Here is a 24,445-nt window from a genome sequence, read left to right on the forward strand (position 1 = left end):
AGCCCGGTAGCTCGTCAGGCTCATAACCTGAAGGTCGCAGGTTCAAATCCTGCTCCCGCAACCAACTTTAGAAAATCCCAGAGCAGCCCGTAGCATAAACGCTGCGGGCGTTCCGCTGTGTACCAAGAGCCAAAAGACCCGCCAACTCCCCAACGAGTTCTATGGTAAGCTGTCCGTCATTGGGCAGCAGTCGAATCAGCTCTTTTTTGCCAATTTCTGCGCTTCGCCCATGGTGATCTTGCCGTGACGACCGATCGAAATCCTCTCGCTGGAGCGTGTTGAAGCATTCAGGGAACGATCAACTGGTTCGGCGAATTGCTGTCTTTGGTATCAACTATTTTGGTAATAAAACGATAGCCTGCGGCTTGACCCGCTTGGTGGGCGGGGAAATGGAGCGGCGCGGATGACTTGATCTCTGGCGGCGCGTTCGATTTCAGGTGAGCCAGAGCTATCGACGATATCAACCCAAGCCAGTGATCCATCAGGATTAATTTCGAAGAATACCTGCGCAAACCCGCGGACCGGGACATAGACGACGGGCGTTTGATTGAGGTGGACCAGGACTTGTCCGGCATAGTTCGTGGTATCGGAGTTTCCAACGCCGCGACCCGAGGTTTGATTTCGGCCACTGCTGGCTCGGAACGGGTCAGCCCCTTCCTTTTGATAAAGGCTAAGCGGCGACTCCAATGTCTGCGTAGGGTTGCGCAAGTTATCGAAGTTACTGAACCCATCAAGTGATATTGGCGTATCCGTTGCGGGCCTTCTGTCCGGGAGGCGGGGGCGTTTGGAAACAGATACGGCCTGATCGGAAGGCGCGGCTTGTTCTTCTGGTGGCTCGTTTGTTGGCTCATCGACCGAACTTGGGATTTCTGGTTCGACTGCCGTACTCTCGAGTGGAGGGACCGGCGCAGTTGAGCCGTCTGTGGGCGGTAACGCTGCCAAGCGCTCGGGTTTCGGGTCGACCGCTGACGTTACGGAGGTATCTGCGTCTGTGGCTGGTTCCGGATTGGACGGGGCGACCGGTTCGGTCGGCACTTCTTCCTGTAGCTCTGATCGTGGGGCGACGGGCGCTCCGACATCGGGTGAAGATACCTGCTGAGGATTGGGGGAAGCGACGAGTGTTTCGCTGATCGGGATGTCGGCAGTATTGGGCTTAATAGTGTCTTCAACCGGGGGCTCGGGTGTTTCAGCAGATTCCGGTTGGACCGGGTCTGTCGTGTCTTCGGTGAATTCTTCGAATGTGTTGCCAAGCTCGATCAAACTGATCGTTTCCTCATTGGCTCGCAGTTCTGGCAGGCTGGACCCATACAAGCTGATCCCAAAGATATGCAGGATAAGCGAAAGCACACCCGCCAACGCAGCGATGGCTGCTGACTTCCGGATCATTTCAAAGCCTGCTGGGTCACAAGGAAAACAGAAGGCGCGCCATACCGCCGAAGGGCACCGGTTACCTCCATCAATCGTTGGCCTGAAACATTGCGGTCGGGGACAATCCTGACGGGCCCGTCATCATGGCTGGCCATAAAAGCCTCGGGATCGGTTTGCACTCCGCGAAAGCTGAGGATGCCATCGGCGTTCAAGACAAGCGCATCGGGAGGGTCGCGGCCTTCTAGTTCCGATGTGTCGACAAGCTGAAGCTCTGGATCAAGCGGTGGTGCCAGGGTGCCCGCAATCAGAAAGAAGATCAGCATCAGAAAGACGACGTTGATCAGAGGGATGGTCGAGTCTCGTTTGCGGATTGGGCGACCAAAGCGGATCATCGGTCTACTCCAACACCGTGACGGTCAAGCCATCGCGGCCACGCAGCTTGGTCAGCAAATCCACAAGCCGTTGGGCGGACGTATCGGCATCAAGGCTCACCAGAGCCTGACCAGTCCCTATCTGCGCCGGCAGTTCATCCAGCGTCAGCGTTTCGCCATTCAAAGTCACGCGCTCTGCACCGATCTGAATGAAAATTCTCTCCACCGGCTCAGCCGAGGCTAATGCTCCTGAGGTTGCGCTGCTGATTTCGATTTCCGCGAACTTTGAGAAAGTTGAAGACAACATGAAAAACAGCAACAGCAAGAAGATGACATCGATGAGCGGGGTCATCGACATCGGGCGTCTTACAAAGGGCGCCGTGTTACGCATGTTCAGCGTTCAGAATCTCGGTCCTGCCTGAGGCGGGCTGGTTCGAGTTGTTCGGGACCAGAACCGTGCGCAGTGCTTTGTCCGCAAACACCCGTTCCCGGGCAGTTCGGCTTTCAAACCAAGACAAGACCATTGAAGTCGGCATTGCCACCGCAAGGCCAACGGCTGTTGTTACCAGAGCAACCCAGATGCCACCTGCCAACAATGAGGGATCGACAGAAGACCCGGCAGACTGAAGGCTTTGGAATGCATTGATCATTCCCAAAACTGTTCCGAACAATCCAAGCAGGGGTGCAAGCTGGGCGACCGTATCCAAAAGCCGAAATCCGCGCTCCAGCCCGGCCAGGGCCAATCCAGCTTCGGCATCCAGTCGAGCGTCCAGATCAGGAGTGTCCGGCGCGTCCATGGCGGCTTCGACAAGCGGTGCAAGATAGCTGCTGCTCTGTGCGAGGCGCGCGCGTGCAGTGGCTCGATCTCCAGCATCCCAGGCCTGCAGCGCTTGTGACAGAACCTTGTGCCGCCCTACGCCACAGGCTGCGAACTGCCAAAGCTTGTAAAGAGTAACTGCTACGGTCAGGACCGACATGACAATAAGGATAGCCACAACGGGCCCGCCAAGGGTCAGGATCTCTCGAAGAGAAGAGAGAATATTCATCCAAGCAACTCCACTTCAATCCGGCTGCTGAGCGTTAGGGTCGATTGACAGATGTCGCTCTGGGAGCCTTTTACCACGCATGAACTCGCGCCATTGATCAATGCGCGCCCAACAGTCGTGCAAGACATCTCTGGCAGATCGAACTGACGAACACGTGGGCGATCCAAAGGTAAGTCGCGAAAATCAAAAAGCGAGAGGGTAACGACACTGCCTTCGGTGTCAAATATCACCGTCTCGAATACGGCTTCATCGATAGTGGTTCCGGATTGGTTGGTCACCAGAAAGGTCAATCTGCAGGCACTACCAACGTCTTCCAAGGCATTGAGCTCTAACGAAATCTCAGCGGCAGGTGCCTCAGCGGATTGGGCCAGAGCTGCAAAAGGAAGCAGGCATGCGAAACAGGTAAGCAGGACACGGAGAGATCTCATTGAAGGCACCTATATGCTTGGGCGAACCGCGATTGCCCGCGTTGTATAGCCGACAATGGTCCTCTCATACCTGATAGTACAATCACTTCAAAGGAGCGCTGAAACGATTGTGAATTCGACCATGTTCGAGGTCATATTCGAGTAAGCTATTTAGCAAAGTGACGTATAATATGGCAAAATGACGGAAAATCACCTCATTTCGTCAAGATACGATCTGCAATCCGAACAAGTCGCCCTTCATAATCAAAAGAAACACAGAATGGAGGCGCGTTTTGAGCTGGAATATTTGCGTAGTCGGGGCGGGGAAGATCGGTCAGATGATCGCGACTTTGCTGAAAACCTCGGCACATTACACGGTGACTGTTGCCGATCACGATCTTGCGGCCCTGTCAGCATTCAAGAAGCGGGGCATTTCTACGCGGCAGATTGATGCAAGCGATAGCGCGGGCTTGGAGAAAGGCCTTAAAGGTTTTGATGCGGTGATCTCTGCCGCGCCGTTCTTTCTGACACCGGCAATTGCAAGCGCAGCTAAAACTGTTGGGGCGCATTACTTTGACCTGACCGAAGATGTCGCCGCCACCAACGCGGTGCGCGAGCTGGCGCAGAACAGCGAGACGGCATTTATGCCGCAATGCGGGTTGGCCCCCGGGTTTGTCGGGATTGCAGGCGCTGCGCTGGCGGCGGAGTTCGATGAAATCGACAGCCTGCATATGCGGGTCGGGGCGTTACCGCTCTATCCGACCAACGCGTTGAAATATAACCTGACTTGGTCAACCGATGGGCTAATCAACGAATACTGCAACCCCTGCGATGCCATTGTGAATGGCGAGAGGGTTAAGACAGCCCCCCTCGAAGATTATGAGCTGATCGGCCATGACGGAGTCGAGTACGAGTGCTTCAATACATCGGGCGGGCTGGGCACCTTGCCCGAGACGCTAGACGGTAAGGCGAAGGCGGTATCCTATCGCTCGATCCGCTATCCGGGCCATCGGGATATCTTGCGCTTGTTGCTCAGTGACCTGGGACTAGAGCGTCGCCGCGATCTGCTGAAAGAGATTTTTGAAACGGCCTTGCCGCGTACGGATCAAGACGTCGTGTTGGTCTATTGCACTGCAAAGGGCATCGTTGACGGCACGTTGCGTGAGAAATCCCTGATCAACAAATCCTTTGCGCGCACCATCGATGGACAAGTCTGGAGTGCGATCCAAGTAACCACTGCGGCAGGCGTATTGGGTGTCGTCGATCTGATGCGGACAGGGGTTCTGCCCTCGAAAGGCTTTGTTCGGCAAGAGCAGGTAAAGCTTGCCGATTTCCTGAACACCGAATTTGGCCGGCTTTATCGCGCCGGTGACGTTACCGAACAAAACAAGGCGGCTTGAGATATGAAAGACATTATAATGACTGCTGAAACCACGCTTGCGAATTTGGACCTGACTGCAGCGGAGCTTAGCGGCGGGTCGCTGCGGGTGACCTCTCCGATAGATGGCAGCCTGTTGGCCGAGGTTCACGAAACTCCGGTTTCCGAGATGGGGGCCATCTTTGCCCGCTCGAAAGCGGCGTTCAAGGAATGGCGCGTTGTGCCGGCTCCGCGCCGGGGTGAGTTGATCCGACTGCTGGGCGAAGAGCTGCGGGCCGCCAAGGACGACCTTGGCGCGCTTGTCAGTTGGGAGGCAGGCAAGATCACCTCGGAAGGTCTGGGCGAAGTGCAGGAGATGATCGACATCTGCGATTTTGCAGTTGGTCTGTCGCGGCAGCTTTATGGTCTGACCATTGCTTCGGAACGCCCGGGTCACCGGATGATGGAAACGTGGCATCCGGCGGGACCGGTCGGAGTGATCTCGGCCTTTAATTTCCCCGTGGCGGTATGGTCGTGGAATGCTGCGCTGGCCCTGGTCTGTGGTGATCCGGTAGTTTGGAAACCGTCCGAGAAAACGCCACTGACCGCGTTGGCTTGCCAGAAAATCTTTGAGCGGGCATTGGCCCGGTTTGGTGACGCCCCCGAGGGGCTTTTGCAGACCCTGATCGGTGGTGCCGATCTGGGTGAGGCGCTGGTTGCCAGCGAGGATGTGCCGATCATTTCAGCCACCGGCTCGACCCGGATGGGCCGCGCGGTGGCGCCGATTGTGGCGCAGCGCTTTGGAAAGTGTATTCTGGAACTCGGCGGCAATAACGCGATGATCGTTGGGGCGTCGGCTGATCTGGAAATGGCGGTGCGCGCGATCGTATTCTCGGCTGTCGGGACAGCAGGGCAGCGCTGTACGACACTGCGGCGGTTGATTGTACACAACTCGATCCGCGAGGAACTGGTTGGGCGTCTGAAGAAAGCCTATGCAGGTCTACCCATCGGTAATCCGTTGACCGAGGGTACGTTGATTGGGCCGTTGGTGGATGAAGCTTCGGGCAATGCGATGACCGCAGCGCTTGAATCAGCAAAGGCCGAGGGTGGTGCCGTGTTCGGAGGTCAGCGCGTGACCGAAAATGTACCGGGCGGTGTTTATATGCAACCGGCCATCGTTGAGATGCCGGGCCAGACCGCGACTGTGAAGGCCGAGACCTTTGCTCCGATCCTTTACGTCATGGGCTATGACGATTTTGCCGAGGCGATCGAGATTCAGAACGACGTGCCACAGGGCTTGTCGTCCTGCGTTTTTACACTGAACATGCGCGAAGCCGAGCAATTCCTGACAGCGGCCGGGTCGGATTGCGGGATTGCCAATGTGAACATCGGCCCGTCCGGGGCCGAGATCGGTGGCGCATTTGGTGGCGAGAAGGAGACCGGAGGCGGGCGCGAAAGCGGATCAGATGCCTGGAAAGCCTACATGCGCCGTCAGACCAACACGGTAAACTATTCAGCCGAGTTGCCATTGGCGCAGGGTGTCAAATTCGACATCTGAACGCGAATGTCCGGCGGCACCTGATCGTGCCGCCGGATTCAATCTGCGAACAGGTAATCCAGTTGCATGATCGCTTTGGCCTGATCGGCACTGATCCCCAGAAATTCCGCAATAATCACCTCATTCTCCGAAGGTTCCGCCGCCTCACGCAAATGGAACAGCCCATCATTCTGGGTACTGCGGATCAATTCGGATTCGTAAGCCAGCGCATTGCGAAGGGTCGGTAGCAGGCGTGCAAGAGAATCCTGTGAGCTGTTCTGGCCCGCAAGACCGACACGATGGGCATGGCCCGTCAGATATTCATCTGAATAGGCACATTCGATTTCCAGAACACGTGTTTGGGCCTGATCTGCACAGAAATCCTGAATGACGTCCAGATTGGCCGGATCTACGCAGAGTACCAGCCTGTCGCTTTGGAAATAATCGAACAACATACGTGCAACGGCCCGCCGATGGCGCGACCGCTTAATCAGGGTCGTCTCGATTCCACCCAAATCGGGCAATGGCGTATCCTGCTCATCATAGATGTATTCGATGCAGGGAATGGGGGTTTCCGACGCGATCTGGTCAACAAGCCGTTTGGCGACATGCCATTTCTTGCAAACGATCAGAAACGCCTGCCGCTCGGGGCCTAACGTATTGCCGACCTCCCAAAAGCGCTGAGCGAAACGTCGTCCTACCCGACCGCGACCGGCAAGGAAGTGATACAGATTACGCCCTTCGTCCGAGATGTGGAACGTGACCCCTTCGCTGGCATAAAGCTGACCCAACCGTTCCTTCAACTCATGGGCCTCGGGGCTGATCTTGCGAGCGAACAGGTAGTTCTGCCCCAACAGCATGTCATAGTGATCATTATAGAAGGTGACAGGCATGCCATAGTCGGAAAACACCAAAAATGTCACTGTACGGTTTTCGATTTCCTGCTTCGGGACGAGGTGGCGAACAAGCGTCTGAAAGAACGTCTCGTCCGGAATCCAGGTGGTCGAGAAAAACCGGACCACATCGCGGCGTTGGCGCAGGAAGTCCAGAATCATCTCGACTGTGCGACGGCGCAGGCACCACCACTGGCTGCCGATCTTGACCTGCAGGTCTGCGGGTATGCCGCGGGTCAGACCGAAACGCTTTTGCATTTCGTATGCGGCATAGAACAGGCGCGGCTGATTGCGTTCGTTGAAATAGTGACGATAGATCAGCCGGTCTTCTTTCATTCCGGTCTTAATCCAATTGCTTTCGAAGAAGTCATGGCTTTCGATGAAATCCATGTCGCGTTCATCAAGAAAGCTGTGCACATACTCGGCGGTTTTAATTGCCATGCAATCGCCGGACAGCATGTAAAAATGGGTGACCCTTGGGAACTGATCCACCGCCGCCTGTAATGCATGGAGCGTGGCCTGAACCAGTGACCATTCGCCCCATCCGCATTTGATCCGCTTCGTTGCAAATGTGACATTGCGGTTATCTTTCAGGGCGTCGCGTATCTGCGCATAATCCGTATCGTTGGCGCGAGCGTCAAAATGGATCGCCATACAATCGCCGGCAGCCGTTAGCTGACTGGCCTGCGCAATGATCGCGTCAGGATCTTTGTGGCACAGCAAGATATAGGCAATCTTTGCCATTTGCGTCTCGTAATTCCCCGTTTCTGCCCAATTGCAACCGTGATACTGAGGATGAGCGATTGAATAAACAGAATATTTTTGGTTCTTTGGGTCAAAATGCCGGAGTATCAATGCGATAACTGGCTAAGGAGGCGCAGTAGATGGGTTTTCCAGGAACATGGATGACCGAAAGTCAAAGCATGGTCTACCGTGTTGTGCCGAAATGCGCCTGCTCGACGATCGGGCAAATCATGTATTTCTCGGATCATGGCAGCTTCTTTGATGGTGACATTCACGACGCCAAGGACGGAATGCACAAGTGGGCCTTTGGTGCCAGTCAGGATCCGATTGCCAGAAATGTTCAATCGCACCAGTCCTATACGTTTACCTGCGTGCGTAATCCCTACACACGCATTCTCAGTTCCTTTTTTGACAAGATCTGCGGCATCCAGCGCAACGGCAAACGCTATCGCGGCAATCTGGTGCCAACGCTGATTTACAACTATGGAATCGAAGTCGGGGGTGACGACGGCAAGGGCGAGTTTGACCAAATTGCCAGTTTCCGCCGGTTCCTTTTATTCGCACGTGACACGATCCGTTGGCGGCGTCCGATGGACCCCGACATTCACTGGTCGGCCATGTCTGGCCATGTCTCGACGCTGATCGCTAATGGCGGGCGATATGATCGGATTTTTTGGACCGAGAAGTTCAACGATGGGATGCAGGGTGTGTTGGACAATCTTGAAACCTCGCATCCCGTGACTCTGTCCGAAATCCCGCGCTTCAACGAATCCGAAGGCCATGGGCCAAAACGCGTGCATCCGGTCGAGGATTACTTTGACGATTTGTCGATGCATCTGGTCTACGAGATCTACAAACAGGATTTTGAACTGTTCAAGTATGATTTCGAAAATCCCGCCAACAAAATGCCGACGGGTGAGATCGATCTAGATGAGATTCACGCCAAGCTGGGTGATTAAGACGCTCGAAGTGTGAGGCTCCCGCCCATCGTCAATGTCTCTTGTGAGACATCTCCTCTGGTTGGGCCCGGCGCCGCGCAAAGCGCGGCGCCGGGCCCAAATTCCGAAAGTGGAATCGGCGCAGCCGATTCCATGTATCGGGTGCGGGAGTGTTCGCTCACCCGCAGTGCTTAGACCTGACGGACGGCCCCTTTTGCGGCACTGGTCGTCAATTTGGCATAGGCTTTTAGCGCGGTGGACACTTTACGCTTACGTGGTGCAACGGGCTGCCAGCCCTTCTCGTCCTGCTCTTCGCGCCGCGCGGCCAGGTCTTCGTCGGAGACCGCCAGATGGATGCTGCGGTTGGGAATGTCGATTTCGATCGTGTCGCCGGTTTTCACCAAACCGATCTCACCACCTTCCGCTGCTTCGGGCGAGACGTGGCCGATTGATAAGCCCGAGGTGCCACCCGAGAAACGACCGTCAGTCAGCAGCGCGCAGGCCTTGCCCAGCCCCTTGGATTTCAGATACGAAGTCGGATACAGCATTTCCTGCATTCCCGGCCCACCACGCGGGCCTTCGTAGCGGATCACCACCACGTCACCTTCCTTGACCTTGCCGGTCAGGATGTCATTGACAGCCTGGTCCTGGCTTTCGCAGACATAAGCTGAGCCTGTGAATTTCAGGATGTTCTCATCCACACCCGCAGTTTTCACGATACAGCCGTCGCGCGCGATATTGCCGAACAATACTGCCAGACCGCCATCCTGGCTGAATGCATGCTCTTTCGAACGGATCACACCGCCTTCGCGGTCAGTGTCCAGTTCCTTGTAACGGTTTGACTGGCTGAAGGCCTGAGTGGTGCGCACGCCGCCGGGCGCTGCTTTGAACAGGTCCTGAGCCTTCGGGTTGTTGGCGACTTTGATGTCCCAGTTAGCAATTGCTTCACCCATGGTGCCCGAATGCACTGTATGGCAATCCTCATGCAGCAAGCCTGCGCGGCTGAGTTCACCAAGGATCGAGAAGATGCCACCAGCGCGGTGGACGTCTTCCATGTGCACGTTTTCGATGTTGGGCGCGACTTTGCACAAACAGGGCACTTGGCGGCTCAGGCGGTCCATGTCGGACATGGTGAAATGCACTTCACCTTCGTGCGCGATGGCCAGCAAATGAAGCACCGTATTGGTCGATCCACCCATTGCGATATCCAAGCTCATGGCATTTTCGAACGCGTCGAACGTGGCGATTTCACGCGGCAGGAAGCCTTTCTCGTCCAGATCATAGTGGCGCTTGGTGATCTCGACGATGCGGCGACCAGCTTCCAAGAACAACTCTTTACGGTCGGCATGTGTGGCCAGGGTCGAGCCATTGCCCGGCAGCGCCAGACCCAGTGCCTCGGCCAGACAATTCATCGAGTTCGCGGTGAACATGCCCGAGCATGAACCACAGGTTGGACAGGCGTTTTCTTCAATGTGTTGCACCTGCTCATCGGTAAATCGATCATCCGCTGCGGCAACCATCGCGTCAACAAGGTCGATCTTCTTGGCGTCCAGATCGGCGATGTCGATCTTGCCCGCCTCCATAGGTCCACCCGAGACAAAGATCGCAGGGATGTTCAGACGCATGGCCGCCATCAACATGCCGGGCGTGATCTTGTCGCAGTTCGAGATACAGACCATAGCGTCCGCGCAGTGGGCGTTAACCATGTATTCAACAGAATCCGCAATCACCTCACGCGAGGGCAGCGAATACAGCATCCCGTCATGGCCCATGGCGATGCCATCATCGACCGCGATGGTGTTGAACTCTTTGGCGACACCGCCAGCGGCTTCAACCTCGCGCGCAACCATCTGTCCCAGGTCCTTCAGGTGGACGTGACCGGGTACAAACTGGGTGAACGAGTTGACGATGGCGATGATCGGTTTGCCGAAATCGTCGTCTCCCATACCGGTGGCGCGCCACAGGCCGCGGGCACCGGCCATGTTGCGGCCATGGGTGGAGGTTCTGGATCGGTACATTGGCATGATGCTGTATCCCTATTGCCCAAACTGCGATATTGGGTGTGTACGTTATAGCGCACGTATCATATGTACGTTATAACGCACAAGGCAAATCGCAGGGCGCGGCTATGGAATCGGACGAACTAACGCTGAAACTAAGGGATGTGCGGGCGGCATCCGGGCTGAGCCTGTCAAAAGTCGCGGAACTCACCGGGGTCAGCAAAGCCATGCTGGGCCAGATCGAGCGTGGCGAATCAAGCCCGACCATCGCAACCCTGTGGAAGATCGCGAAGGGTTTCCAGCTCCCGCTGAGTGCTTTGATTGGCACTGCTGCAATGCGTGACACGACAGATGCTGATGTGTTCAGTACCGTGAGATTTCCGGGAAGCATCGAAGTCAAGATTGTCTTTCCCTTTGATCCCGCATTGGGGGCCGAAACATTTCATGTCGAGTTGTCACCCAATCAAAGCCACGAATCTCCGGCCCATGCAGCAGGCGTAACCGAAGAGGTTTTTGTTCTGAGCGGAGCTTTGGACGTGCTGCGAAATGGAAACTGGGTTCCGCTACAATCCGGTCAAGGGTTGCGATTTTCTGCGGATGTGCCGCATGGATACCGCGCTGGTGATCAGGGAGCTGCTTTTCTAAATATGCACCACTATTCGCAACCAGCGGAAGTTTCAGAATAGGAAAGCCCCATACAATGACCGCACTACTGGACAGTTTGACCGTCGTCGATGCCATCGGCTCATTCGGGGCTTTGATCGTTGTTGCGGCATATTTTGCGACCCAGATGCGAGTGATGAACTCGGAGGATCTGGCCTTTCCGCTGGTGAATCTTATCGGTTCGGTGCTGATCGTGTTCTCACTGCTGCAGAACTTCAATCTGGCGTCGATGCTGATCGAAGGCTTCTGGATCATCATCAGCGTTATTGGGATCATCCAGTATTATCGCCTGCGTCGATTGCGATAAATCCAGTGTGGTCGGGACGCTAGCGCTATCCAGCCTTGAACCTGCATCCCGCCAAGTATAGGGAAAACCCAAGCTCGCTTAGGGGAGGCATAGATGCAGGACGATCCAAAAACCCTCGTTTCTACCGAATGGCTTGCCGCACATCTCAAGGATCCGGATCTAAGGATTCTGGATGGGTCGTGGTACCTGCCGCAGCAAGCGCGAGACGCCAAGGCAGAGTATGACTCTGCCCACATCCCTGGTGCGCGGTTCTTTGATATTGATGAGATATCCGACCATCGTTCTGACCTGCCGCATATGGCACCTCCGGTCGAGAAGTTCATGTCGCGCCTGCGCGCGATGGGCGTTGGCGATGGCCATCAGGTCGTGGTCTATGACGGCGCGGGGCTGATGTCGGCGGCGCGGGTCTGGTGGTTGTTCCGTCTGATGGGACAGGACAATATTGCCGTTCTGGATGGTGGATTGCCCAAATGGCAGTCCGAAGGGCGCGAGATCGAAGACCTGCCCCCCATTATTCGCGACCGTCATATGACGGTGCGGGTTCAGAACCACCTTGTCCGCGATGTGACGCAAGTTTCATCAGCCGCGAAGCTTGCGGATCACGAGATCATCGATGCCCGTTCGGCGGCCCGTTTCTTCGGGACCGAAGCCGAACCGCGCGAGGGGTTGCGCTCGGGTCATATCCCAGGCTCGCGCAACGTGCCTTTTGGAATGCTGTTGAACAAGAATGGCACGATGAAGTCGCCCGAAGACTGCCGCGCGGTTTTTGAAGATGCCGGCGTCGACTTATCGAAACCCGCGATCACATCCTGTGGCTCTGGTGTGACTGCCGCAATTCTCAGCCTTGCATTGGAACGCATGGGCAAGAAAGACCACGCGCTTTATGACGGCTCCTGGGCTGAATGGGGTGCCTTCCCAACCCTGCCCGTCGCAACCGGAGAGAACTGATGTTCGAGAACCTTAAACCGCAGCCAGCAGACAAGATTCTGGCATTGATGCAGATGTACCGCGACGACCCACGTGATCACAAGATCGATCTGGGCGTTGGCGTCTACAAGAATGCCGAGGGGGTCACTCCGGTGATGCGCGCGGTGAAAGCAGCTGAAAAGCGTATTCTCGAAGAGCAGGAGAGCAAGGCTTATACCGGTCTGGCTGGTGATCCAGCCTTTGCGGACGCGATGATCGACTTGATCCTCGGAAATTCTGTCCCGCGTGGCAACATTGCAGCCGTAGCCACCCCCGGTGGTACCGGAGCCTGTCGTCAGGCGTTTGAGATGATCCGTATGGCCAACCCCACCGCGCGTGTTTTCGTGTCGAACCCCACATGGCCAAACCATTTGTCGATCCTGAACTATCTAGGGATCGAGACAGTCCAATACCGTTATTTCGACGGAGAATCGCGTGGCGTCGATTTCGACGGTATGATCGAGGACCTGAAAACTGCCAATGCAGGCGACGTGGTTCTTCTGCACGGCTGTTGCCACAACCCAACGGGTGCCAACTTAAATATGGTGCAATGGCAAGAGGTCGTGAACCTGATCAACGCGCGTGGCCTCGTCGCAATGATCGACATCGCCTATCAGGGCTTTGGCGACGGTCTGGAAGAAGATGCGCAGGCAACCCGTCTGGTGGCATCGTCAGTGAAGCGCTGCCTGATCGCGGCGTCTTGTTCGAAGAACTTCGGCGTCTACCGTGAACGCACCGGCCTGCTGATGGCGATCAGTGACGATCCGGCACAGACTGCACTGAACCAGTCTACGCTGGCATTTCTGAACCGCCAGAACTACTCGTTCCCGCCTGATCACGGCGCGCGGGTGGTGACGACGATCCTGAATGACGATGCTCTGCGGGCAGATTGGGCGACCGAATTGGAAGATGTCCGCCTTTCCATGCTGGGCCTGCGTCAGCAACTGGCTGATGAGTTGCAGAGCCTTAGTGGATCGGATCGATTTGGATTTATCGCCCAGCATCGCGGCATGTTCTCGCGACTGGGGGCCGCGCCAGAACTGGTTGAAAAGCTGCGTGCCGATCACGGCATTTACATGGTCGGTGACAGCCGTCTGAACATCGCTGGTTTGAACGCCAATACTGTGCCCATTTTGGCGCAGGCGATTGTCGATGTCGGCGTCTGAGCGATATCTTTGAATGAAGGAAAACCCGGGCGCGAACGCCCGGGTTTTTTTGTTTTTACTTGGTTGGCTATTAGCCTTTGGAGAATTCCGGATACGCTTCCATACCCAGTTCAGCCATGTCGAGGCCGTTGATCTCGTCCTCTTCGCTAACACGGATACCTACGGTGGCCTTCAGGATCGACCAAAGGATAAGAGCAGCACCAAAGGTGAAGACACCATAAGCAATGATCCCGGTCAGCTGAGTGATCAGGCTGGCTTCGCCATAGAAGATCACGGCGATGGTGCCCCAGATGCCAGCGAACAGGTGGACCGGGATGGCGCCGACTACGTCGTCGATCTTGAACTTGTCCAGCATCGGAACCGCGAAGACCACGATGATACCGCCCACAGCACCGATCCACAGCGCGCCGAACAGGGTTGGGGCCAGCGGCTCAGCAGTGATCGACACCAGTCCCGCCAGCGCGCCGTTCAGCACCATGGTCAGGTCGGGCTTTTTGTACAGCAGCTGTGTCATGATAAGGGCGGCAACGGCACCGGATGCAGCAGCCATGTTAGTGTTGGCAAAGATGCGCGATACGTCCGAGACATCTCCTACAGTGCCCATCGCCAGCTGCGAACCACCGTTGAAGCCGAACCAACCCAGCCACAGGATAAAGGTACCCAGAGTGGCCAGAGCCAGGTTCGAACCAGGCATCGGGTGCACTTTACCGTCCTTGTACTTACCGATGCGCGGCCCAAGGATGAGGGCACCTGCCAGAGCCGCCCAGCCACCGACCGAGTGCACGATGGTCGAACCAGCGAAGTCCGAGAAGCCTGCTTCGGACAGCCAACCACCACCCCACTGCCACGAGCCCGAGATCGGGTACATGATGCCGGTTAGGACAACAACGAAGGCAAGGAAGGGCCACAATTTGATCCGTTCAGCCACCGCACCGGACACGATCGAGGCGGTCGCTGCGACAAAGACCAGTTGGAAGAAGAAATCCGAACCGATTGAGGCGTAGTCAAGCGCCGCAGCATCTGCACCGACACCCACTGGGTCAAGCACGGTAGTCGAGAAGAACGGGCCCAGCCAGCCAGAAATGGTCCAACCATCACCGGGGTACATCAGGTTGAAGCCGATCAGCCAGTACATGATCGCGGCGATTGAAAACAGCGCGATGTTTTTGGTCATCTGCATCGCGACGTTCTTTGAGCGCACCAGCCCGCCTTCGAGCATGGCAAAGCCTGCAGCCATGAAGAACACCAGGAAACCGCCCATCAGGAACAGCAGCGTGGTGAATATATATTGGGTGTGTTGCGCGGGCTCTCCGGTAGCGGCCTCTTGCGCAAGACCCATCTGCGGCAGTGCGACGATCGCAGCGGCAGGGATGAGAGATTTCATCAGGTTCATTGTTAGTCCTCGAGTGATTGTGAGTAAGCGCGCTTAAAGCGCCTCTTCGTTGGTTTCCCCGGTCCGCACGCGCAGGGCTTGCTCGACATCGAGGACGAAAATCTTGCCGTCACCGATCTTGCCGGTCTTGGCGGTTGTGGTGATGGTTTCGACGATCTGGTCGGCCATGGTGGCGGGCACCACGATCTCAAGCTTGATCTTGGGAACGAAATTCACGGCGTATTCGGCACCGCGATAAATCTCGGTGTGACCCGATTGCGAGCCAAACCCTTTGATCTCAGTCACCATCATGCCGCGCACGCCTGCATTGGTCAGTGCTTCGCGCACCTCCTCAAGCTTGAACGGTTTGATTGTCGCAATGATCAGTTTCACGTCTTTCCCCTCTACTACTCCGGGCGGCCCGGCATTTTGCACCTGCAGAAAAATGCGCGACAGAGGTTCAGATGGAACGTTTTCGGAGGGTAAATGAGGGTAAAAAATCAGCAATTATGCACAATTTTTGCACAAAACACGCTATTTGGTGAAAATATAGGCAAACTTGTGAGGGGAAATACGGGTATTTCACACCTCTACATGGCCGTTCCGGCGGGGTATGGTGCCCCAAAAGCATAACCGGGCAGAGTTTGAGCATGACTGAGTCCAACCGTCGCAAATCGCGCCTTGTCGCGGATAAAAGGTACCCGTCCAAAGGCCGAAAGCCTGCGGCGACCAAGCGGGCAGCAAAACCTGCTGGTAAGAAGTCGACGGCCCGAAAAGCCGCTCCGCGCAAAACGGCGCGGAAGAAAACGCGGCGCAGTTCTGGTGGGAAGGGCGGTGGCATTTTCCGCCGGCTGTTCCGCTGGCTCTGGCGCATAATTTGGGGGATCACTTGGAGGGTCGGCGCAGTGGCGGGGTTGCTGTTGGCGCTGGCGGTGGGTGTTGTTTACACCTCATTGCCGGATGTCGATGCCCTGCTTGATGGGCGGGCACGTGGTTCGGTGACCTTGCTGGATCGCGACGGCAAGGTCTTTGCCTGGCGCGGCGATCAGTTTGGCGGCGTGATTACGGCGGATACAGTTTCGCCGCATCTCAAGAACGCCGTGATTGCAACCGAGGATAAACGGTTCTACCGCCATTTCGGCGTCAGCCCGCGCGGTGTCGCCAGCGCGGTACGCATCAACCTGAGCGAAGGACGTGGACCGCTGTCTGGTCACGGTGGTTCAACGATCACCCAGCAAACCGCGAAACTTCTATGCCTGGGTGTGCCTTATGAGCCCAGCGAATGGGAGTCTGAGGCTGCATATGAAGCCGATTGCCGTCAGGGTTCGCTATGGCGCAAGGCGAAAGAGGCAGTTTATGCCATTGCGATGGAGGTCAAATACTCCAAGGATGAAATTCTGACGATCTATCTGAACCGCGCCTTCCTCGGTGCGGGAGCCCGCGGCTTCGAGGCCGCCAGCCAGCGGTATTTTGGTATTTCGGCAGCCGAAGTGTCTCCGGCCGAGGCGGCAATGCTGGCAGGTCTATTGGTGGCCCCGACACGCTATGCGCCTACGAACAACCTGCAACGTTCACAAGATCGGGCACGTTTGGTGGTTGGGCTAATGGAGACTCAGGGCTATCTGAGCAGCGCGCAGGCCAGCGAGGCCCGCAGCCGTCCGGCGCAGTTGTCCGAGGCCGCTGCCGCGCGTGCTGGTGGTTACTTTGCCGATTGGGTCATGGCCAGCGGGCCAGAGTTTTTCACACGTAATACAACCGAGGACGTGGTGATCCGAACCACGCTGGATCAGCGCATTCAAACGTCGGCAGAAGAGGCGCTTAAATTCATCTTCCAGGAGAAAGTGCGCGAAGGGTCCAAAGCGCAGGCCGCTATTGTGGTGATGTCAGCGGATGGCGCGGTTCGAGGTATGGTCGGTGGGCGCAAGACCCGTGTTTCGGGGGCGTTCAACCGGGCTACGCAGGCTCTGCGTCAAACGGGTTCGTCGTTCAAACCGTTTGTCTATGCGACGGCCTTGGAGTTGGGATATTCACCGTTGGACACGGTGATGGATGAACCAACGTGCTGGAACATCGCAGGTTCAGGTCAGTGGTGTCCGAAGAACTACACCAATAAGTTCTATGGCCGGGTGACATTAGCAGATGCGTTGAAGAATTCGTTGAATATTCCCGCGGTCAAGGTGGCGGATATCTCGGGGCTGGATAACGTGCGCACGGTTGCCAGTGGTTTTGGCCTTTCAAGTGATCTGGCCGAGGGCCTCGCGCTGGCGCTCGGCGCATCGGAAAGCACGCTGATAGAGATGACGGGCGCTTACGCTGGTATCCTGAACGGCGGTTCAGCGGTGGAACCCTATGGTCTGACCGAGTTGAAGCTGCTTGGTGAGACCGATCCAGTTATGATCACGACAACCGGTATTGGTGAACGCGTCATCAACGACAAGGCCGCCAAACAACTGACCTGGATGATGGAGCGTGTGGTCTCTGAAGGTACAGGCGGACGGGCAAAGCTGCCGGGCTGGCAGGTGGCGGGCAAGACCGGCACGACCCAGGCCGCACGTGATGCGTGGTTTATCGGATTTACCGCGGACTACGTTACGGGCGTTTGGATGGGGTATGATGACAATACGCCGTTGTCAGGTGTCACGGGTGGAGGCTTGCCGGCGGAGATATGGAAAGAGACCATGCTGCGCGTGACAGAAGGGATGACGCCCACGCCGTTGCCCATGCTGGTGCCGGACCCACCGGTTAGAACCGCGCAGCCGCAGCAACAGCGCCGTAAGAATCAAACCGGTTTGGACCGTGCGATCAACAACCTGCTGAACAACATCTTCGGAAACTGACCAACAAAAAAAGGCGGTGCGCTGGGCACCGCCTTTGATGTCTGAATGATCGTAAGATCAGACGCTTTCGTCTAGCGCTGCCAGAATTGCATCACCCATTTTGCTGGTCGAAACCGGCTCAACCCCTTCTTCAGCCAGCAGGTCAGCCGTGCGAACGCCGTCGGCCAGAACCTTCTCGATCGCGGTTTCCAGACGATCCGCTTCGTCGCCCTGGTCAAAGCTGTAGCGCAGTGCCATGGCGAAGCTGAGGATACACGCAATTGGGTTGGCCTTGCCTTGACCTGTAATGTCCGGGGCCGAGCCATGAACGGGTTCATACATGGCCTTAGGGCGGCCATTCGCCATCGGTGCGCCCAGCGAGGCAGACGGCAGCATGCCCAAAGACCCGGTCAGCATCGCTGCGCAATCGGATAGTACATCGCCAAACAGGTTGTCGGTGACGATCACGTCAAACTGTTTGGGCGCGCGCACAAGCTGCATCGCGCCGTTGTCTGCATACATGTGTGACAGCTCGACCTCGGGGTATTCCTGACCGACACGTGTCACGACCTCGCGCCACAGGATGCCCGATTCCATCACATTGGCTTTTTCCATCGAGCACAGTTTCTTATTCCGGCGCATCGCCAGCTCAAACGCGGAACGTGCGGCGCGTTCGATCTCGGATTCGGTGTAGCGCTGGGTGTTGATGCCAACGCGCTCATTGCCTTCTTCAAAGATGCCGCGCGGCTCACCGAAGTACACGCCAGATGTCAGCTCGCGCACAATCATGATGTCGAGGCCAGCGACCACATCCTTCTTCAGCGACGAGAAATCCGCCAGCGCGTCGAAGCACTGAGCTGGGCGCAGGTTGGAATACAGGTCCATTTCCTTGCGCAAACGCAGCAGTCCGCGTTCGGGTTTCAGGCTGAAATCCAGATCGTCATACTTAGGGCCGCCAACAGCCCCCAGCAGCACAGCGTCGACCTCTTGTGCCTTGGCCATGGTCTCATCCGATAGGGGCTTCCCGTGCGCATCATAGGCAGCGCCGCCGACCAGATCCTCGCTCACGTCAAATTGAAGACCGCGATTGGCGCCGAACCAATCGATGATTTTGCGCACTTCGGCCATAACTTCCGGGCCAATTCCGTCTCCGGGCAGGATGAGGAGCGAGGGGTTGGTCATCGACAGTCTCCTTGCGTTTTGTCGCACAGGCCCTAGCGTTTGCGGCGCATCGGGTCAATGAGACGAACCCATCAAATCACGAGGAAACCACATGCTGACACCCGGAAATCCGGCCCCATCGCTAAAAATCGAAACAGTAAGCCATGGCGCCTTTGATCTTGAGTGCGACACGGGCGAAAACGGAACGCTGGTGATTCAGTATCGCGGCCTGCATTGCCCGATCTGCGTTCGCCAAATGGGTGAGGTCGAGGCTGCGCTGGATGAATTCGCCGAGCTGGGGATTGAGGTGATCATGATCACCACGGATACCGGCGAACGTGCGGCCGAGACGGTTGAGAAGGCCGGAGTGTCGAAGCTGCGCGTAGGATACGGCCTGTCCATGGCTGACGCGCGGGATGTCTGGGGCCTGAACATCTCGGTGGCTCGTGAAGGTAGTGCCGAGCCAGCGTTGTTCGCTGAGCCGGGACATTTCTATATCAAACCTGATCAGACCCTCTATTACGTCTGGCAGCAGACAACGCCTTTTGCGCGACCGCCGATGTCGGACATCGTCGGTGGTTTGAAATTCACCTTGGCCAATAACTATCCTGCGCGCGGCACCTATACCGGCGCGCTGTAGGCGGTTTTAAAGCCGGGCCTTCAACCCGTCGGCCAGCAAATCCCAGACTCTGCGAATGCGCGGGGTCTGTCGCATCGCCTGAGGGGCAGCCAGCCAGACCGGCAGCACCGGTATCTCGACATCAATATCTAGCACTTCGACCAGAGGATCGGACTGCGCGATGCTGAGTTGGCTGAAGCCCACCCCACACCCTGCGCGGATCAATTCCCAATAGGCAGTCTGGTTGTCGCATCGCGTGGCAAAGCTGTCCCGGCTGGCAGGCCAGCCCTTGTTCCGCATAGCGGTGATAATGTCTTCATTGGTGTCAAATCCCACAAGGTCGTGCTGCATCAGCTCTGTCGGCGTTGTTGGTCGCCCCGCACGATCCAGATAGCTTTGGGCGGCGCAGAAACACAGCGGAACCTCACCGATATGCTTTGCCACGATGTCGACCTGTTCGGGCCGATACATGCGAACGGCAATATCGGCCTCGCGGAACAGCAAGTTTTCGCTGGCATCCGAGGCGACCAGATCAAGCTGAATGGCCGGTTCTGCCTCACGGATTGCGGCAAGTATCGGCGGCAACAGGTGATGCGATACAAATACCGAAGCGGTGATCCTGACCGACCCTTCCAGCTGTTGCGCCTGACCCGCTGCCGTCAGCCCCAGGGCATTGACTGCGCTGTACATCTGCTGCGCCATTGGCAGCACTTGCTGCCCCACCTCGCTGAGCGTCAGTCCACGCGCGTGACGATCAAACAGCGAGACCCCCAATTCTTCTTCCAGCGAATGCACCTGACGTCCAAGCGTCGGCTGGCTGCGACCCAATTGCTTTGCGGCTGCGGATAGTGAGCCGGTTTCGGCAACCGCCAGAAAGCTTTGAACTAAGGACCAGTCGGATAGTTGGAGTGTTTTAGCCATTCAAAAACGAATACATAATCTGCGATTTTTCGCAATTTCCAAAACATCGTGAATGAATAGATTGATCCGGAACGGAGGGATCAATGCCACAAACGGTACTTATTCTCGGGTCCACCGGTCGATTTGGGCGCAACGCTGCAAGAGCCTTTTCGGATGCGGGATGGATTGTGCAAAAGTTTGATCGACGCAGGGAGGAATTGCGCGCGGCGGTACATGGAGTAGACGTCATCGTGAACGCCTGGAACCCGCTTTACCCCGACTGGGCGGAGCAGGTGCCAGAGTTGCATCGTCAGGTAATCGCCGCTGCATCAGAGCGTGACTTGACGGTCATTGTCCCGGGGAACGTTTATGTTTTCGGTGCGGATACGCCCGGCGCCTGGTCGAGCAGGACACCGCATCTTGCGCGAAATCCGTTGGGACGCATTCGGATCGAGATGGAAGAGGCTTATCGTGCCTCGTCGGTTCGGACCATCATGTTGCGGGCAGGTGATTTCATAGATACCACGGCCTCTGGCAATTGGTTCGATCAGATTCTCATCAAACACTTGCGGCGCGGGCGCTTTGTGTATCCCGGCAATCCGGATATCGAGCATGCTTGGGCCTATCTGCCCGATTTAACTCGCGCTGCTGTGGAATTGGCAGAAATGCGCAACCTGCTACCGCGTTTCTGCGATGTCCCCTATGCTGGATACACCTTGACCGGCAATGAAATGGCATTGGCGCTTTCGCAGGTTGTGGGGCGTGAGCTTACCCTTAAACAGATGGCGTGGTGGCCCCTGCAACTGGCCCGCCCGTTATGGCGGATGGCACCGCATTTGCTTGAGATGAGGTATCTATGGAATACTTCTCACCGGCTGGACGGACGCCTCTTTGATGCTCTGCTACCGGAATTTGCGCAGACCGACCTAAATGATGCGTTGACGAACGCCGTGTCTGAACCTGTGCAATATGAATCCCGCCAGCGACTCGGCACCGTCATACGGTCATGATCGAAGCCTATTCGTCGAACAGATCGACCCAGACAAGCCGGTGACGGCTTGCGGCGACGGCCGCGTCACGGGATGTGGGCTCCGGCCAGTAAATGCCCGCATCGTGCACACGCCAATCCGCCGAAGGTAGGACATAATCAACTCTCATCTCGCCAACGCCCTTCCACAAAACTGTTGAAGTTGACCCCGCAGGGTCAACAGGCATCGGATCCTGCAGTTGCGGATCGGCCAGAAGATTACGGATTGCCGTTTTGCGACCCTCGCCTTTGTAAGGATCCTGGTTCGCATCACCTGCGATGACAAAACGCCCCATAGGTTTCTCACCCAGATCACCGTTCAGCAAAAGCGACCAGAGCCGAATTTCATCCCGGTTGCGCAGTCCGTTCCGATCTTCAGGTCCATCAAAGACAGGCGGGCTGGCGTGAAACGTCATCAGGTTTAGGCGACCACTCGGGGTGTCGACCGGAACGACCCAATGCGATGTAGAAGACAGCCGCTGAACAGCCTGCGCTTGTGGTGATGGGAAGGGCTCTCCATCCTCGGCTGGCAGCTGGGCATCCGGCAAGTCGCGCCACCGCATCTGGGTGAATGACCGCAATTGATCGGTAGCGATAGGATAGCGGGACAGCACTGCCAGCCCATTCTGGCCGGTGAACCGCCCCCAGCCTTGTGCATCGCCCGGGCCGCCCGTCTTGCCGTCCCCATCCAGATCCAACGCGGTTTCGATCCCGGAATTGGGTTGCTCGGCGTAACTGTATTGATAATCCAAGCCGTTGCTTTTCAGCGCCTCGACCAGCGCAGCAAGGGCAAGCCCGTCTAAATCCCAATCGATGCCTTGCAGCGCGACGATATCGGGACGGGTTGTCATGAGCACCTCGATCACCGCAGCGACCTGAGGGTCGTTCCGCCGAATATCACGCAGCAACAGGCCGGGACCTTCGCGACTGAGTTCCGTATTGAAACTTGCGATGCGCAATGTCTCTGCCTGTGCCGTAAACGGCAACAGCAACAGAACCAGCAGTCGGATCATGCGATCTGAGTTGACTCGGAAGTTGAGTATGCGCGGCGCTTCTCAACGATCAGGCCGGCAATGCGCAGTGTCGCCATGCCTCGCATGATCATGCTGGCAGGCAGGAATGCCCATGCGCAAAGGGTCCAGATCAATGTCTGCGGATTGCTGAGCGCGATCGGCGTGATGAAAGCAGCCATCAGTTTGATCAGGGCGGGAATCAGGAAAGGCAGCAAAGCCCCAATTGCGATGTTGAGCCGCCCGTCACGCTGCAGACGGGTGACCACATCACCACCCTTGGTTGGGTCAAACAGGGGCAGATTGGTCCAGACGTTGAACGCGCCGTTGCCTGTTGGCCATCCCCGAAGCTTCACTGCATAGGCAAAGCTGGCGATGGTAACCAAGGCCGCGACATAGGCGACGCTGGCGGAGATACGCACCAAATCTACGAGGGGCTGGCTGGCATCGGCGGGCAGCATCAGAACCACAAGACGAACGGGGGAGTAGGGGAAATCCACCACATTCGCGACCATCAGGCCAACTGAATAAAACAGGCCAGTAAGTTCCGAGGGGGCATAGGCGTTCTTGCAGATCAGCGTCAGGAAGGTAACCATCGACATCAAACCGACAAAGCGCAGCCTGTTCACAGGTGGTGCGTCACGAAATTCGATAAAGCTTGGAAAGGCCGAGTTGTATTCCGAGAAAGTCAGGATAAACGCAAGGATCGCCAGAAAGACGACAATCTCAGTCCCATTCGACGTCGATGTAGGCAGGTACAACGCAGGGGTAAGCACCATAAGTGCTACCAATAATCCACGTATCGCCGCCCCCGTTGTGCGTGCAATCACAATCCGAACCCTTTTTCAAACCGGCGTAGTCGATTCTGTGCCGACTTATCGTCCAACTTGTGCTCACCGCTCGTTCGTTGGCGGCTACCTCATGGGTGCCAACTTTGCCGATAAGCGGTATTTCGCTCAAGCCAATGAGCAAATAACACGCAATTTCGGGCAAAATGATGGCGCAACTGGTGCGGGATTGCATCAATTTCGACGCAAATCCGACGTGTATCTCAAATTGATACCTATATGTTGTGGTGCACTGGGTTTTTGCCCCAAGAATGCGAACAGGGCCGCGCTTGCGACCCTGTTAGGTTGAGTATCAACAGATTCGTCCCCAGAATCATACCCAGGGGCGGGCCTGACTCGCATGATCTTCGAACTTGTCGATGTGATGGTCTTTTTCCATCGTCAGGCCAATATCGTCCAGACCGTTCAGCAGGCAGTGCTTGCGGTGTGGGTCAATGTCGAACTCGATGACCATGCCATCCGAAGTGGTAATCTGCTGATCTTCCAGATGCACGGTCATGCGGGCGTTTTCACCCTTGTGCGCGTCATCCATAAGAATCGCGTGATGCTCTTCTTCGACTACGATGGGCAGGATGCCGTTCTTGAAGCAGTTGTTGAAAAAGATGTCGGCGAAGCTGGTCGAGATCACCACCTTGATGCCGAAATCCTTGATCGCCCATGGCGCATGTTCCCGCGACGAGCCGCAACCGAAATTGTCGCCGGCCACCAGAATCTCGGTGTTGCGATAAGCGGGTTTGTTCAGAACGAAATCTTCGTTCTCGCCGCCATGATCGTGATAGCGCATCTCATCAAACAGCACGACACCCAGGCCAGAGCGTTTGATGGTTTTCAGGTGCACTTTGGGAATGATCATATCGGTGTCGATATTGATCAGTGGCATTGGGGCGGCCACCCCGTGGACTTTTTCGAACTTTTCCATTTCTACACTC

General features: G+C 56.5%; 24 protein-coding genes. 10 read left to right on the forward strand and 14 right to left on the reverse strand.

Features of this window, described 5'->3' with window-relative positions; translation table 11 throughout:
• Positions 1–330 precede the first annotated feature (330 nt).
• Genes ACR0AY_RS18950 through ACR0AY_RS18970 form a run of 5 tightly spaced genes read right to left on the reverse strand, consistent with a single transcriptional unit; the run spans position 331 to position 3,213 of the window.
• Positions 331–1,386, reverse strand: coding sequence for a TonB family protein (locus ACR0AY_RS18950; protein WP_170515820.1), 1,056 nt, complete (start codon positions 1,384–1,386; stop codon positions 331–333).
• A complete protein-coding gene (locus tag ACR0AY_RS18955) occupies positions 1,383–1,760 on the reverse strand; it encodes an ExbD/TolR family protein (RefSeq protein ID WP_170515817.1) in 378 nt (125 codons plus the stop codon). Before ACR0AY_RS18955 ends, ACR0AY_RS18950 begins: the two co-directional genes overlap by 4 nt.
• A gap of 4 nt (positions 1,761–1,764) precedes the next feature.
• Positions 1,765–2,130 carry an ExbD/TolR family protein gene (locus ACR0AY_RS18960; RefSeq protein WP_480454504.1) on the reverse strand — a complete coding sequence of 122 codons (366 nt, stop codon included), beginning with the start codon at positions 2,128–2,130 and terminating at the stop codon, positions 1,765–1,767.
• The gene (locus ACR0AY_RS18965; RefSeq protein WP_170423256.1) at positions 2,123–2,785 is read right to left on the reverse strand and encodes a MotA/TolQ/ExbB proton channel family protein; all 663 of its coding nucleotides are present in this window, start codon (positions 2,783–2,785) and stop codon (positions 2,123–2,125) included. Before ACR0AY_RS18965 ends, ACR0AY_RS18960 begins: the two co-directional genes overlap by 8 nt.
• On the reverse strand, positions 2,782–3,213 hold the full coding sequence (locus tag ACR0AY_RS18970; RefSeq protein ID WP_170395121.1) for a hypothetical protein: 432 nt from the start codon (positions 3,211–3,213) through the stop codon (positions 2,782–2,784). The genes ACR0AY_RS18965 and ACR0AY_RS18970 overlap by 4 nt, the downstream gene beginning before the upstream one ends.
• Positions 3,214–3,485: 272 nt before the next feature.
• Here ACR0AY_RS18970 and ACR0AY_RS18975 point away from each other — a divergent pair, with 272 nt between their 5' ends.
• Positions 3,486–4,592, forward strand: coding sequence for a saccharopine dehydrogenase NADP-binding domain-containing protein (locus ACR0AY_RS18975; RefSeq protein WP_170395124.1), 1,107 nt, complete (start codon positions 3,486–3,488; stop codon positions 4,590–4,592).
• Between the two features lie 3 nt (positions 4,593–4,595).
• Positions 4,596–6,107, forward strand: a complete 1,512-nt coding sequence (gene amaB, locus ACR0AY_RS18980; protein ID WP_480454505.1) for an L-piperidine-6-carboxylate dehydrogenase — start codon at positions 4,596–4,598, stop codon at positions 6,105–6,107.
• A 38-nt stretch (positions 6,108–6,145) separates the two neighbouring features.
• Here amaB and ACR0AY_RS18985 read toward each other — a convergent pair whose 3' ends face one another.
• A complete protein-coding gene (locus ACR0AY_RS18985) occupies positions 6,146–7,723 on the reverse strand; it encodes a DUF5928 domain-containing protein (protein WP_170515814.1) in 1,578 nt (525 codons plus the stop codon).
• A gap of 140 nt (positions 7,724–7,863) precedes the next feature.
• Between ACR0AY_RS18985 and ACR0AY_RS18990 the strand changes: the two genes are divergently transcribed.
• Entirely contained in the window at positions 7,864–8,682 is an 819-nt protein-coding gene (locus ACR0AY_RS18990; RefSeq protein WP_170423261.1) for a sulfotransferase family protein, read from the forward strand.
• A gap of 170 nt (positions 8,683–8,852) precedes the next feature.
• Here the strand turns inward: ACR0AY_RS18990 and ilvD are convergent, their stop codons facing one another.
• Positions 8,853–10,685 (reverse strand): dihydroxy-acid dehydratase, encoded by a 1,833-nt coding sequence (ilvD, locus tag ACR0AY_RS18995; RefSeq protein ID WP_170395133.1) that lies wholly within the window; start codon positions 10,683–10,685, stop codon positions 8,853–8,855.
• A gap of 104 nt (positions 10,686–10,789) precedes the next feature.
• Between ilvD and ACR0AY_RS19000 the strand changes: the two genes are divergently transcribed.
• The 4 genes from ACR0AY_RS19000 (at position 10,790) to ACR0AY_RS19015 (ending at position 13,763) form a co-directional block, all read left to right on the forward strand.
• A complete protein-coding gene (locus ACR0AY_RS19000; protein WP_170395136.1) occupies positions 10,790–11,347 on the forward strand; it encodes an XRE family transcriptional regulator in 558 nt (185 codons plus the stop codon).
• A 14-nt stretch (positions 11,348–11,361) separates the two neighbouring features.
• Positions 11,362–11,631: a CBU_0592 family membrane protein gene (locus ACR0AY_RS19005; RefSeq protein WP_170395139.1), complete on the forward strand. Its 270-nt coding sequence runs from the start codon at positions 11,362–11,364 to the stop codon at positions 11,629–11,631.
• A 93-nt stretch (positions 11,632–11,724) separates the two neighbouring features.
• On the forward strand, positions 11,725–12,579 hold the full coding sequence (gene sseA / locus ACR0AY_RS19010; protein ID WP_170515509.1) for a 3-mercaptopyruvate sulfurtransferase: 855 nt from the start codon (positions 11,725–11,727) through the stop codon (positions 12,577–12,579).
• Positions 12,579–13,763, forward strand: a complete 1,185-nt coding sequence (locus ACR0AY_RS19015) for an amino acid aminotransferase (RefSeq protein WP_170515810.1) — start codon at positions 12,579–12,581, stop codon at positions 13,761–13,763. Before sseA ends, ACR0AY_RS19015 begins: the two co-directional genes overlap by 1 nt.
• A 70-nt stretch (positions 13,764–13,833) precedes the next feature.
• Here ACR0AY_RS19015 and ACR0AY_RS19020 read toward each other — a convergent pair whose 3' ends face one another.
• Together ACR0AY_RS19020 and ACR0AY_RS19025 are read right to left on the reverse strand one after the other, a co-directional pair.
• Positions 13,834–15,156, reverse strand: coding sequence for an ammonium transporter (locus tag ACR0AY_RS19020; RefSeq protein WP_170395150.1), 1,323 nt, complete (start codon positions 15,154–15,156; stop codon positions 13,834–13,836).
• A 33-nt stretch (positions 15,157–15,189) separates the two neighbouring features.
• Positions 15,190–15,528 (reverse strand): P-II family nitrogen regulator, encoded by a 339-nt coding sequence (locus tag ACR0AY_RS19025; RefSeq protein WP_039541190.1) that lies wholly within the window; start codon positions 15,526–15,528, stop codon positions 15,190–15,192.
• Positions 15,529–15,785: 257 nt separating this feature from the next.
• Between ACR0AY_RS19025 and ACR0AY_RS19030 the strand changes: the two genes are divergently transcribed.
• On the forward strand, positions 15,786–17,972 hold the full coding sequence (locus tag ACR0AY_RS19030) for a PBP1A family penicillin-binding protein (protein WP_170515807.1): 2,187 nt from the start codon (positions 15,786–15,788) through the stop codon (positions 17,970–17,972).
• A 57-nt stretch (positions 17,973–18,029) separates the two neighbouring features.
• Here the strand turns inward: ACR0AY_RS19030 and leuB are convergent, their stop codons facing one another.
• Positions 18,030–19,133: a 3-isopropylmalate dehydrogenase gene (gene leuB, locus ACR0AY_RS19035; RefSeq protein WP_170515805.1), complete on the reverse strand. Its 1,104-nt coding sequence runs from the start codon at positions 19,131–19,133 to the stop codon at positions 18,030–18,032.
• A gap of 91 nt (positions 19,134–19,224) precedes the next feature.
• Between leuB and ACR0AY_RS19040 the strand changes: the two genes are divergently transcribed.
• A complete protein-coding gene (locus ACR0AY_RS19040; protein WP_170515802.1) occupies positions 19,225–19,752 on the forward strand; it encodes a redoxin domain-containing protein in 528 nt (175 codons plus the stop codon).
• Between the two features lie 6 nt (positions 19,753–19,758).
• Here the strand turns inward: ACR0AY_RS19040 and ACR0AY_RS19045 are convergent, their stop codons facing one another.
• The gene (locus ACR0AY_RS19045) at positions 19,759–20,652 is read right to left on the reverse strand and encodes a LysR family transcriptional regulator (protein WP_170515799.1); all 894 of its coding nucleotides are present in this window, start codon (positions 20,650–20,652) and stop codon (positions 19,759–19,761) included.
• Between the two features lie 83 nt (positions 20,653–20,735).
• Here ACR0AY_RS19045 and ACR0AY_RS19050 point away from each other — a divergent pair, with 83 nt between their 5' ends.
• Positions 20,736–21,641 (forward strand): sugar nucleotide-binding protein, encoded by a 906-nt coding sequence (locus tag ACR0AY_RS19050; RefSeq protein WP_170515796.1) that lies wholly within the window; start codon positions 20,736–20,738, stop codon positions 21,639–21,641.
• 7 nt (positions 21,642–21,648) lie between these two features.
• On the opposite strand, the gene ACR0AY_RS19055 is transcribed toward ACR0AY_RS19050, so the two are convergent.
• From ACR0AY_RS19055 to leuD, 3 genes are all read right to left on the reverse strand, one after another.
• On the reverse strand, positions 21,649–22,671 hold the full coding sequence (locus ACR0AY_RS19055; protein ID WP_170515794.1) for an endonuclease/exonuclease/phosphatase family protein: 1,023 nt from the start codon (positions 22,669–22,671) through the stop codon (positions 21,649–21,651).
• Positions 22,668–23,498: a hypothetical protein gene (locus tag ACR0AY_RS19060; RefSeq protein ID WP_170395166.1), complete on the reverse strand. Its 831-nt coding sequence runs from the start codon at positions 23,496–23,498 to the stop codon at positions 22,668–22,670. Before ACR0AY_RS19060 ends, ACR0AY_RS19055 begins: the two co-directional genes overlap by 4 nt.
• A 331-nt stretch (positions 23,499–23,829) precedes the next feature.
• Positions 23,830–24,435 (reverse strand): 3-isopropylmalate dehydratase small subunit, encoded by a 606-nt coding sequence (gene leuD / locus ACR0AY_RS19065; protein ID WP_170395169.1) that lies wholly within the window; start codon positions 24,433–24,435, stop codon positions 23,830–23,832.
• Positions 24,436–24,445: the final 10 nt, after the last annotated feature.

The organism is Ruegeria sp. A5 (assembly GCF_056543005.1).